Genomic DNA, 11,611 nt, shown 5'->3' on the forward strand with positions numbered 1-11,611 from the left:
CAATGATTTTGCTTAATATTCTATTATGAATTCCCGTACAATAAGATCCATTTTCATTCTTCGTGAGCCTTTAACTAGAATTGCGTCATTATTCTGAATAATGTTAGCTAAATCACTTTTCAATTGATTAGAATCATTAAAATGCGCGCCTCTTATATTATCTGGCAAAAGCTCATGCAATTCTAACATAAATTTACCAACTGTATAAATTTTATCTATATTATTTTCTGTGACAATCTTAACCAAATCTGTATGAAATTCTATGCTTTTATCACCAAGTTCCAACATATCACCAAGCAAAGCTACTTTTCTCTGATTAGAATATGTACTCAAAGTTTTTATTGCAGTTTTCATCGAAGCAGGGCTGGCGTTATAGGAGTCATCAATTAAATGTATATATTTTTTATTGTATTTGACCTTATGAATATTGCCTCTACCTTTCGTTACACTAAAATTCTTAAGTGCAAGTGGTAATTTTGATAAATCAAGTCCGAGGCTCTGCACAACTGCTGCAACAGCAAGTAGCGAATAAGCAAAATGCTCACCTTGCACACGTAAATTACAGTTTATAGTTTGATTATCACTCAGCCTGATTTTTAAATTTAGCCCGTCATCATTTCTTATTAGGTCCAACAAACAAACTTCAGCATTTTTATCTTTACCGAAGCTTATTACATTTCTATTGGCATGTGATGAGAGATAATCATAATATTTATTATCTCTGTTTAAGACCAAAGTACCATTACTTTTCATACCATATAGAATTTCTAACTTCGCTTGTGCAACGTCAAATAGTGATGAAAAATTTTCAGTATGTGCAGGTTCGATGTTGGTAATAACTGCAATATTTGGATTACTAATCTTTGATAATTCTTTTATTTCACCAGCTTTATTCATTCCCATTTCAAGGATTAAGTACTGGCAGTTTTTTGGAGCTTTTAGAATTGTCAAAGGCAATCCTATATTATTATTTAAGTTACCTTTTTTTGCATGGGACACTCCATATTGCGATAAAACAGTGTGCAGCATATCCTTTGTAGTGGTTTTCCCGACACTGCCTGTAATTGCAATAATTTTAGCATCAACAAGAATATTTCTAATATAGTATGATGCCATATCGTGCAAAGCTTTCAGGGTATCTTGTACGATAATGAGAGGGAAATTTTTATATTTACCCTCACTTACTATTGCAGCGGCAGCCCCTTTTAAAAACGCTTCATGCAAAAAATTATGGCCATCAAAATTCTTTCCCTTGAGTGCAATAAATAAATCACCTTTTTTTATGCTTCTTGTGTCCGTTGAAATATTTGAGCTATGTGTCCAATTACAACCATTTACGCCTCTTCCGCCAGTTGCATCAATGATATTATTTGTATTCCATTTAAACATAATTTAGAGAGTACTCTTTAAAGTAAATTGAATAAAGTAGCAAATACCACATGTTTTAGACAATGTATAAATAATGGTTGCAATCCCTATAATTCTATCTTATAATGGATATAGAAGTTTAAATTTTTTCGTCTATAATTAAAATGTATTTAGTTGTAGAAAGTAACTTGGAGGTGTGTATGCCAAAAAACGACCAAAATGAAAAATCTACTTCTATACTAGCTAAAGTTGGTAATGCAGCTTCGGGAGTAGGAAGTTTTCTGGGTGGAGGTGTAAAAGTCCTAGTCAAGGGTGCAGTATACCCTATATGGCCAAAGAATTGGTTTAAGTCCTGGGATGAAATGCGGCACGACATAAAAAATGGCGGGCGTTCTATTATTGGCAACCCACTTGAAGAGTATGACCCACCTATAGAAACCACACAAGCTAGTGAGAATCTTGGTGTACAAATAACAGAGAAAGGGAAAGGAAAGGTAGCTTTTTTAGCGTCAAGGACTCTGACGGGAGATATACCTTATTTGAAGGATGAACAATTAGGTCAAATAAAGAAAAACCTGCCAAATGTAACTATTTTTAGAGAAGAAAACAAAATTGTAATTGAAATTAACGTTGAGGAAATAGCTAACACTATTAAAACTAATCCTGATAATAAAGGCAAGAGCAAGAAAGAAATAGAAGAGCTTGTTCTTAAAGGAATTGCTAATAAAGTTGACGAAGGCCTTAAGAAGCTTGCAGGAATTACTGGTGGAGAATTTAAAATTCATACAGACTTAAAATTGCTGAATGGTATTGCAGAGAAATTGTATCGAGAATATGATAACCAGAACAAACCATCAAAAACTCCAGGGCCAGCACAAACTGGAAAGTCACCAGGGCAGTCTTCAGAAACTGTTACAAGTACAGATGAATTAGTAAAATCTTTTAACATTACTAATCCTAACGAGTTTCCTTTTGGTAAAAGTAAAGAAGCTATTTCTCCTATAAAAAATATGCAGTTATCAGAACGAGATATCAAAAAGCAAGCAGAAGGATTGGGAAGTACTTTTTTGAATTTTGAAGATGCCTCTGGTGAAGTAATAAAACCACTATCTACGCCTGATGTAGAAAGAAATAAAGGAAGAGGGAAAGGTCGCTCTTAAAATATGAGCAATGAAGTTTATGATAGCAATAACATCTTTGCTCAAATATTAAGAGGTGAGTTACCTTGTGAGAAGATACATGAAAATGAAAATGTACTAGCTTTTCGTGATAAGTACCCTGACGCACCAGTTCACATTTTAGTTATACCAAAAAATCAATATATTTCATACGATGATTTTATTCTAAAAGCTTCTGAAGAGGAGATAGTAAGTTTTTTCAAAATTGTCAGAGAAATAGCACATAAATATAATTTAGAAAAAACAGGATATAGATTAGTCACTAACTACGGTGAAAATGGAGAGCAGGTTGTACCACACTTTCACGTGCATATTTTAGGTGGTAAAAAGTTAGGAAAGCATGTAAACTCATAGTGTTATATGTTTTGTTAAATGAGCGAATATCTAACCATAGTAATCTTTATCTGCGTATCAATTGTAGTATCTTTTGCTTTAGGTATATTGCCTATGTTTCTTGCAGTGAGTAAGCCAGATGGTGAAAAACTTTCCACATATGAGTGTGGCTTCAATCCACTATCCAGTGCAAGAAAAAATTTTGACATTAAATTTTACCTAGTTTCAATATTATTTATAATATTTGACTTAGAAATCGCTTTTCTTTTTCCTTGGGCTGTTTCTTTATCTAAGATAAGCTATGGTGGATTTTGGTCTATGATGGTATTTCTTGCAATACTCACTATAGGTTTTATCTATGAATGGTGTAAAGGTGCATTAGAGTGGGAGTAGTTTATGACAAATCAAATTCTATCTAATGATGACTGGAGTCGTTATAAAAAAGAAGGGTTTCTTGTTACTAAATTTGGTGATTTAATAGATTATGTAATGAATTGGGCAAGGTCTGGTTCATTGTGGCCAATGACATTTGGTCTTGCATGTTGCGCAGTTGAGATGATGCATACTGCATCCAGCCGTTATGATCTTGATAGATATGGCATAATGTTTCGTGCAAGCCCACGTCAATCAGATGTGATGATTGTTGCTGGCACACTAACTAATAAAATGGCAGCAGCATTGCGCAAGGTTTATGATCAAATGGCAGACCCGAAGTATGTTATTTCTATGGGAAGTTGTGCAAATGGTGGTGGTTATTACCATTATTCTTATTCAGTAGTCCGAGGCTGTGATAGAATTGTGCCAGTTGACGTGTATGTCCCTGGATGCCCACCAACCGCTGAGGCGTTGCTATATGGAATGCTATGCCTACAAAACAAAATAAAACGAACTCAGAATATAAAGCATGGATAAAACTGCAAGGCATATACAAAAAAAGACCAAGTGTGAGTGCATTCAAAAAGATGATGGCATTATTGTAATATATTCAACTTTAGATGAAATTGAAAAGCACCTATCCTTTCTACGTGATGATGAAAAGTGTAGGTTTGAACTATTAGTTGATATTTTTGGGGTTGACTATCCAGATCGAGAAAAGCGCTTTGAGTTAGTGTACAATTTACTCAGCATTGTGCATAATATTAGAGTACACATAAAACTTCAATTATGTGAGGGCGATATGCCTCCAAGCATAGCAAAGGTATTTAGCACAGCTTCGTGGTTTGAGCGTGAAGTGTTTGATATGTATGGAATAGAATTCTCTGATCACCCTGATTTGCGTAGGATTCTAACAGACTATGGATTCAAAGGTCATCCAATGTTAAAAGATTTCCCTCTCACTGGTTATGAGGAAGTAAGATACGATATAGAGGCAAAAAAGGTTGTATATAATCCTATAGATTTATCGCAAGATTTTCGTATGCTTGATAGCCTATCGCCTTGGGAAGGTAAAACCATAAAAGTAAATACAAAGGAGTAGAAAATGACAGTACAAAGAAAAAAAATATCTTTAATCGGTGCAGGAAATATCGGTGGAACTCTTGCCCATATGATTGCACTAAGGGAACTCGGCAATGTTGTTTTACTTGATATTAGTGATGGAATACCGCAAGGTAAAGCACTCGACATAGCAGAATCATCCCCTATTGATGGATTTAATTCTGGTTTAACTGGAACTAATCAATACAAAGATATAGAAAATTCTGATGCAATCATCATAACAGCAGGCATTGCTAGAAAACCTGGAATGAGCAGGGATGACCTCCTGCAAACCAATGCTAAAGTAATGAAGGAGGTTGGTGAAAATATTAAGAAGTATTCTCCAAATGCGTTTGTAATAGTGGTTACCAACCCTTTGGATGCCATGGTTTCAGTGGTGCATAAATTTTCAAACCTTCCAACTAATATGGTTGTTGGAATGGCAGGAGTGCTTGATTCTTCCCGTTTCCGTTATTTTCTTGCAAGTGAATTAAATATTTCAGTTGAAGATATATCTGCTTTTGTGCTTGGAGGACATGGTGACACTATGGTACCACTCATTAATTGCACTTCTATCGCTGGCATTCCACTTACCCAAGTTATCGATATGGGTCTCATTACGCAGAAAAAAGTTGATGAAATAGTTGAACGCACTCGCAATGGCGGTAAAGAAATAGTTGATCTGCTTAAGTCTGGATCTGCATACTACGCTCCTGCATCTTCAGCTATATGCATGTTAGAGTCATATTTAAAAGATAAAGGGCGTATATTACCATGTGCTGCTTACCTTAATGGTGAATATGGTGTAAAAGATTTGTTTATTGGTGTTCCTGTAATTATTGGAAAAAATGGAGTTGAAAAGGTCCTAGAAGTTAAGATGGATAATAGTGAACGAGAAATGTTCGATAAATCTGTGAATGCAGTGAAAGAACTATTTAGGCTCATAAGCAAATCAATGGTTTTATAGAATTTCCTTGTAGCTCAAGTTTCGTAAACAGCCTAAAAAAGTTGCTTGTGGTTATTTCTGCTACTTTGTCGGGTGACTCATTCCATAACTCTGCCAAACAATCCACAACATATTTTACCATTGCTGGTTCGTTCTTTTTTCCTCTGTAAGGCTCAGGTGATAGATACGGTGCATCAGTTTCAACCAAAACACGTTCGCGTGGTACACCTTGTGCAATTCCTCTGAGTAAGCTCGCATTTTTAAAAGTAATGATTCCAGAAAATGAAATATATAACCCTAAATCTATAGATTGATAAGCAAGCTCTTTAGAGGAAGCAAAGCAGTGCATTACTCCACTAAAAGCACAGGTTTTCATTTCTGACTTTAACATATCGATCATCTCACTATCAGCACTCCTAGTGTGAATAACTAAAGGTAACCCTGTTATTCTTGCTGCTTCTATGTGTGATGCAAAACTTTTTTTCTGATTGTCTTTGTTGTCAGATTTATAAAAATCTAACCCGGTTTCACCGATACTAATTACCTTTTGATTCTTAGTAAATTCAACTAATTCATCAGCATGTATACACTCACCGTTTTCTATAGCAGCATCAAGTGGATGTATACCAACAGAGAAGTAGACTTGATCGTAGGATGAAGAAATTTTTAATAATTTAGGGATATCATCAATGCTTACGCATATGTTATGCAAAATTTTTACACCATTTTGCTCTGCCCTTGAAATTACTTTTGGTATTTCATCATCGGAAAAATAAATCAAGTGGCAATGAGAATCTACTATCATGAGCTTATTGTTGAGGCTTTTATTATAGAAGAAAACTCTTCTATCACTGTCTTATAAACTTCTTTTTTAAATGATATAGCATTGGCTACTAAATCATCTATACTTTGCCAACGCCACTCTTTGAACTCTGGATGATCAGTATAATTAATATCAATATCCTTATCCTCTCCATAAAATTTCATTAAGAACCACCTTTGCTTTTGACCAGAATATTTCCCATTCCAGCACTTTGGTATAACTTCTTCAGGCAAGTTGTAGTATATCCAATCCTTGCTTTTAGTTATAACCTTTACTTTATTAGTACCAACTTCCTCTAGCAACTCACGTAACGCTGCTTGTTCCAGTTCCTCACCATCATCAACACCTCCTTGTGGCATCTGCCAGTAAGAGTCGCTATCAAAGCGTTTTCCAATAAAGGCATGTCCTTGTCTGTTAAATAGCATTATGCCAACACAAGGACGATACTTATCTTTCTGCTCAACCACGAGTACGCTCTGTTTTTAAATGATTTGTTACAGAAGTTTTAATTAATTTTCCATTTTTTTCTTCCTTCATCTCTTCAACAATTTTCTTTGCAACTTCCTTTGCACTTAAGTTTGAGTTATCAATTTCAAGTGTACCTTCCGGTATAAATAGCCTTTTCCCTTCAATTCTTTTCATAACAAAATCCGAATCAATAATTTTATTTTTCCGGCATCTCTCCTTTGAGTGAATACGCCTTGCTAGTTCTTCGTCATTACAATGTAACACTACAGGAAGAATTTCCATATCCATTTTTTTACTTAAATTTACCACAGAGTTGTATATTCTCTGATCATAGGGGTCACCCTCTATCAATTCATTTGTAAATATATAATGTTTTGATTTTATGTAGTGTTTTTCTAGTATTGCTAATACATTTTCCCTAACTGCAAAAATTTTTTCCCATAGTTCACCTGGAACTTCAGCATCCTGCAATTTAACAATATTAAATATAATATTATTGAATAGATTATTGCTTACTATTACTGCATCAATGATTTTACACAGTTCCTTTGCAGTAGTAAACTTACCACTGCCTGGAAAGCCGATTAAGTAGATGAGAGTCTTGTCCATAATGAATACTAGTAGAAAGCTATTTTCAATTATATATAAAAGTATATCATTGTACATGCTAAAAACATGATGATAAAATAGATGCAGGTAATACCTTTTTAACGAACAGTCGCGTTGAAAATAGTTCATATTTAGAGATTTTGAGTGTATAATTATAAGTAAATTAAATAATTTAAGATGATGACTAATGTATTCAGTGATACAGAATCAATAAAAAGCATGATTGTAAGTATAATAGATCAAAATAAAGGTCACGATATAGTTACTCTCGATGTGCAGAATAGAACCATTATTGCAAAATATATGATTATTGCATCTGGTGATTCAAGTCGCCATGTGAAAGCGTTAGCTGAACACGTAATAAAAAGTCTCGAGCGACATGATAAAATAGATGTAGAAGGTATGGATGAAGGCAATTGGGTGATTTTGAATTTTCAAGGCATAATGGTTCACATATTCAGGTCAGAAGTAAGGGAGTATTATAAAATAGAAGAGTTATGGAACTGATTGCCTGGATAGCTGGTGCACAACTGCACAAACGTTGTAATTTTGAAGGCAACTCCTGCACAGGTAGTGTCATGAAAGTAGCTGACACTGGAATCCAGTTTTTCATGCAATTTCATCGAAAACGTTGTATAGTGTGCTTGTTTATAATTAAGTTTTCTGGATCCCAGTGTTGGCTACTTGGATGACATCTTTCCCTATTAGGGTTACCTTCGGCATTAATGACAGGATAGACTGGGGTTTATAAAATGAAACACAAGTCCGAGTTTTTAAATTTTATCCAAGAAAGAGGGTACCTATACCAATGTACAAATATTGAAGGGTTAGATCAGCTATTATCCGAAAATAATCATATGGTCGCATACATTGGGTTTGATTGCACAGCACCAAGTCTTCATGCTGGTCACCTAATTCAGATTATGATGCTCCGTCACCTGCAGAAATTTGGTTATAAGCCGATAGTCTTACTTGGAGGTGGCACAACAAAAATTGGTGACCCATCCTTCAAAGATAAAGCAAGAAGCATCTTGCCCGTAGAGAACATCAATCAAAATACATCCAGCATAAGGAGAATATTAGAGAAAATGGTGTCTTTTAATGACAGCAAGACTGGTGCAATGATAGTAAATAACGCAGATTGGTTGGATAACATAAAATACATAGATTTTTTGCGTGATATAGGAGCTTATTTTTCTGTAAATCGTATGCTAAGTTTTGATAGTGTGAAAACCAGGCTGGATAGAGAGCAAACCTTAAGCTTTCTGGAATTTAATTACATGCTATTGCAGGCTTATGATTTTGTTGAGTTGAATAAAAAGCATGGCTGTCGTCTGCAGATTGGAGGGTCAGACCAGTGGGGAAATATAGTAAACGGAATTGAGCTTGGAAAAAAGTTGAATTTACCTGAGCTGTTTGGCCTTACTGCCCCTCTTTTATTGAATGCTCAAGGGGTAAAAATGGGCAAAACTGAAAGTGGAGCAGTGTGGCTTGATGATAATATGCTAAAGCCTTACGACTACTGGCAATATTTTCGCAACGTTGATGATCAAGATGTTGGACGTTTTTTGAGATTGCTCACTGATGTGTCAATTGATGAGATCAAAAAGTTAGAATCCTTAAAAGATCAGGAAATAAATGAAGCAAAAAAAGTTTTAGCAACAGAGGTGACAAAAATATGTCATGGTGACAAAGAAGCGGAACTTGCACTATCTGCTGCAGTCTCTGCTTTTGAGAATGAAGATAGCTCACTACTTCCTGATTACATCATAAAAAAAGCACAAGTTGCAAGCGGCATATCCTTAGTAAACCTACTGCGTGACACCGGTTTTGAACCTTCAAAAGGCGCAGCAAAGCGTTTAATACAGGGCAACGGGTGCAAAGTTAATGATAATATTATAAATGACGTTAACTATATAATAAATTTCGAGAGCTTTAAAGGTCAGCCATTTATAAAATTATCTGCAGGAAAGAAGCGCCATATTAAAGTTGTGGTAGATTAGGTCTCGAAGTAAGAAAACAAATTTTATACAAGTGAGAAATTAGATAATGATGATATGAATGACTTAAATCAAATATATTTATCTAATCATAAGCCTATATCGAATCTCTTTTTAAATTTGGATATTATTACGTTACGTGAAGCATTAGAATATGTACATGAGCTGCCTTATGGACGCAATTTTGACCGCACAGATTGTATATCAGTATTCAATGAAAGACGAGGAACGTGTAGTACAAAACATGCTCTGATTTATAAGTTAGGTTGCGAATGTGAAATCGACATAACGCTACACATAGCTGTCTTTATGATGAATAAAGTGAACACTCCGAAAGCTTCTGCAATTCTAAATGAGTATAACTTACTACACATTCCAGAAATGCATTGCTATCTTCGTTACGAAAGCCGAATTATTGACATAACTTTTCCAGGAAATAACATGTTATTAAAACTGACAGAGGAAGAAAAAATTGAGCCAGAACACCTTGGAAGCTATAAAATAGAAAAGCATAAACAATTTATTGAGAGCTGGCTGATCAGTAACCCAACCATACCGTATAACATGGAGCAAATTTTCAAAATTCGAGAATTATGTATAAAGCGATTGGAAAGATAGTAGAAAGCGAAATTCTATTATGTATAGCTAAAGTGGCTTAGGTTTACCTACAATTTGAAAAACAACAAATTCGTCATTCCGCTACTCGTTAGCGGAATCTATGCTGAGATACCGCGAATGAATCCATAGCTGTACGAACATTCATTTTTGAAGGTAAATTGCACAGCAAATGGTGTCATTCCAGTGCTTGACACTGGAATCCAGGAATTTTGCTTATAACTGAGCTGATGAGCTAAAGGTAGTTGTCTTACGCTAAAACAAACGTTTTTAATTAAGTTGCATAGAAGCTGGATCCCAGTGTCTGGGCACTGGGATGACGCCCCACTGGTGGCCCAAACTACAACGTTCGTACAGTTGTGGAATGAATCGCGGTATGACGTAGGGAAACCTTTCTTGAGTTAGCTATAGCACTATAAAGTTGTCCGCAGGGCCATATAAAAGTCGTGGTGGGTTAATAAATTTTTATGGAAGAAAGGATATATTAGAAAATTGAGGGCTTTATATATGAAATAAGGAGGCAAAAATGAGACGGTTGTAAGTTGGAAATGTGATATAAAAGAGGCAAGAAGGAAGATAACCTATAAAAATGTGGTTATCACAGGCTTGAGCGACCGTGAGACGGTAGTATTACACATACGTAGATATCAAGGTACTCAAGCCTATCCTTCGAGACGTTTGAATAGTTGTTTGGGACATATATATGCACCCGTTTACAATCTTAAATTTTAACTTAAACTCTCGAGGTTCTTTATGGTTACATCTTATCAAAATTTTATTGGCATTGATATCGGAAAACTTGAATTTTTTACTGCAGTTAATGAACAAAAAGGTGTCATCAAATTTGACAATAGTTGTGTTGGTTGGAAACAATTCTACCAAAAATTTTCAAATATCTTGCCCAACTCCATGGTAATTTTAGAAGCTACAGGAGGTTATGAGCTTGGCTTATTGTATTTTCTTATTGATAGAAACATTGCTGTGCATCGTGCTAATACTCGTCAAGTTAAAAACTTCATTCTATCTCATGGAACTTTGGCAAAGACCGACAGTCTTGATGCAAAAGCGCTTGCCCAATATGGTTCTGAGCGTTGTGGACATTTGCAGCTATTTACACCTATCTCAAAAGAACAAACCACCTTGTTTGCACTTTGTCAGCGTCGTGACGATATTACGAAAATGCTTGTTCAAGAGAAGAATAGGCTAAAAACTCCTGGAAATGATTACATTAAGGAAAGTTGTCAACAAGCTATTGAATTCCTCAACAACCAGGTAGAAAAGCTTGATCAAGCTATACAAAAAATAGTCAATGAAAATCCTGAATTGCAACGATGCCAAAAAATTCTTGAAACAGTCCCTGGAATAGGTAGAAAAACCTCTCAATGTTTATTGTGTCTCATACCGGAACTTGGTTCTTTAAATAAAAGGCAAATTGCAAGCCTTGCAGGTGTTGCGCCTCATCCTAAGGAAAGTGGTAAAGCTATTGGCTACCGAAGGATTATAGGTGGAAGAAGTAACGTTCGTTCAAAGCTTTTTACAGCTGCCATGGCTGCTGCAAGGTCCAAATCTGCACTTGGTGCCTTTTATTCTAAGCTTATTGAAAGTGGTAAGAAGAAGATGGTGGCTATAACAGCTCTAATGCGTAAAATAATAGTGATTGCTAATGCAAGGCTTAAAGAAGCAGTTAATTTGCATATTTAAAAATTTACATAGCAATAACTGAAATTGGTTAATGAATATGCGCGTCCACACACATTAAAAGCGCATATTCATTAACTTAAGCAGAAATTGCTGT

14 protein-coding genes are annotated in these 11,611 nt (G+C 35.2%); 10 read left to right on the forward strand and 4 right to left on the reverse strand.

From position 1 onward, the window contains the following. Positions 1-12 precede the first annotated feature (12 nt). Positions 13-1,389: a UDP-N-acetylmuramoyl-tripeptide--D-alanyl-D-alanine ligase gene (locus WKH12_RS05550; protein WP_434732206.1), complete on the reverse strand. Its 1,377-nt coding sequence runs from the start codon at positions 1,387-1,389 to the stop codon at positions 13-15. 179 nt (positions 1,390-1,568) lie between these two features. On the opposite strand from WKH12_RS05550, the gene WKH12_RS05555 reads away from it, so the two are divergent. From WKH12_RS05555 to mdh, 6 genes are read left to right on the forward strand one after another with little or no spacing between them, the layout of a single operon-like run. Beyond that, complete coding sequence (locus WKH12_RS05555) at positions 1,569-2,528, forward strand: hypothetical protein (protein WP_434732207.1); 960 nt, start codon at positions 1,569-1,571, stop codon at positions 2,526-2,528. Positions 2,529-2,531: 3 nt separating this feature from the next. Then, positions 2,532-2,900 (forward strand): HIT domain-containing protein, encoded by a 369-nt coding sequence (locus tag WKH12_RS05560; RefSeq protein ID WP_434732208.1) that lies wholly within the window; start codon positions 2,532-2,534, stop codon positions 2,898-2,900. An 18-nt stretch (positions 2,901-2,918) separates the two neighbouring features. Then, positions 2,919-3,272 carry an NADH-quinone oxidoreductase subunit A gene (locus WKH12_RS05565; RefSeq protein WP_006279576.1) on the forward strand — a complete coding sequence of 118 codons (354 nt, stop codon included), beginning with the start codon at positions 2,919-2,921 and terminating at the stop codon, positions 3,270-3,272. 3 nt (positions 3,273-3,275) lie between these two features. Continuing rightward, positions 3,276-3,791, forward strand: a complete 516-nt coding sequence (locus WKH12_RS05570) for a NuoB/complex I 20 kDa subunit family protein (protein WP_434732209.1) — start codon at positions 3,276-3,278, stop codon at positions 3,789-3,791. Beyond that, positions 3,784-4,356, forward strand: a complete 573-nt coding sequence (locus tag WKH12_RS05575; RefSeq protein WP_253307178.1) for an NADH-quinone oxidoreductase subunit C — start codon at positions 3,784-3,786, stop codon at positions 4,354-4,356. The genes WKH12_RS05570 and WKH12_RS05575 overlap by 8 nt, the downstream gene beginning before the upstream one ends. Positions 4,357-4,359: 3 nt before the next feature. After that, entirely contained in the window at positions 4,360-5,322 is a 963-nt protein-coding gene (gene mdh, locus WKH12_RS05580; protein ID WP_434732210.1) for a malate dehydrogenase, read from the forward strand. Here the strand turns inward: mdh and WKH12_RS05585 are convergent. Genes WKH12_RS05585 through WKH12_RS05595 form a run of 3 tightly spaced genes read right to left on the reverse strand, consistent with a single transcriptional unit; the run spans position 5,297 to position 7,258 of the window. Next, positions 5,297-6,106, reverse strand: coding sequence for a TatD family hydrolase (locus WKH12_RS05585; protein WP_341822679.1), 810 nt, complete (start codon positions 6,104-6,106; stop codon positions 5,297-5,299). The two genes, mdh and WKH12_RS05585, sit on opposite strands and share 26 nt — an antisense overlap. Continuing rightward, positions 6,103-6,591 carry an RNA pyrophosphohydrolase gene (locus tag WKH12_RS05590; protein WP_341822680.1) on the reverse strand — a complete coding sequence of 163 codons (489 nt, stop codon included), beginning with the start codon at positions 6,589-6,591 and terminating at the stop codon, positions 6,103-6,105. The genes WKH12_RS05585 and WKH12_RS05590 overlap by 4 nt, the downstream gene beginning before the upstream one ends. Beyond that, positions 6,584-7,258 carry an AAA family ATPase gene (locus WKH12_RS05595; RefSeq protein WP_434732211.1) on the reverse strand — a complete coding sequence of 225 codons (675 nt, stop codon included), beginning with the start codon at positions 7,256-7,258 and terminating at the stop codon, positions 6,584-6,586. Before WKH12_RS05595 ends, WKH12_RS05590 begins: the two co-directional genes overlap by 8 nt. Before the next feature lie 123 nt (positions 7,259-7,381). Between WKH12_RS05595 and rsfS the strand changes: the two genes are divergently transcribed. The 4 genes from rsfS (at position 7,382) to WKH12_RS05615 (ending at position 11,517) form a co-directional block, all read left to right on the forward strand. Further along, complete coding sequence (rsfS, locus tag WKH12_RS05600; RefSeq protein ID WP_434732662.1) at positions 7,382-7,708, forward strand: ribosome silencing factor; 327 nt, start codon at positions 7,382-7,384, stop codon at positions 7,706-7,708. Positions 7,709-7,953: 245 nt separating this feature from the next. Further along, complete coding sequence (gene tyrS / locus WKH12_RS05605) at positions 7,954-9,204, forward strand: tyrosine--tRNA ligase (RefSeq protein WP_434732212.1); 1,251 nt, start codon at positions 7,954-7,956, stop codon at positions 9,202-9,204. A gap of 54 nt (positions 9,205-9,258) precedes the next feature. Next, positions 9,259-9,819: a hypothetical protein gene (locus tag WKH12_RS05610; RefSeq protein ID WP_253307172.1), complete on the forward strand. Its 561-nt coding sequence runs from the start codon at positions 9,259-9,261 to the stop codon at positions 9,817-9,819. A gap of 750 nt (positions 9,820-10,569) precedes the next feature. Further along, entirely contained in the window at positions 10,570-11,517 is a 948-nt protein-coding gene (locus tag WKH12_RS05615) for an IS110 family transposase (protein WP_434732213.1), read from the forward strand. Positions 11,518-11,611 lie beyond the last annotated feature (94 nt).

This window comes from Wolbachia endosymbiont of Zygogramma bicolorata, assembly GCF_051130665.1.
Lineage (GTDB): Bacteria > Pseudomonadota > Alphaproteobacteria > Rickettsiales > Anaplasmataceae > Wolbachia.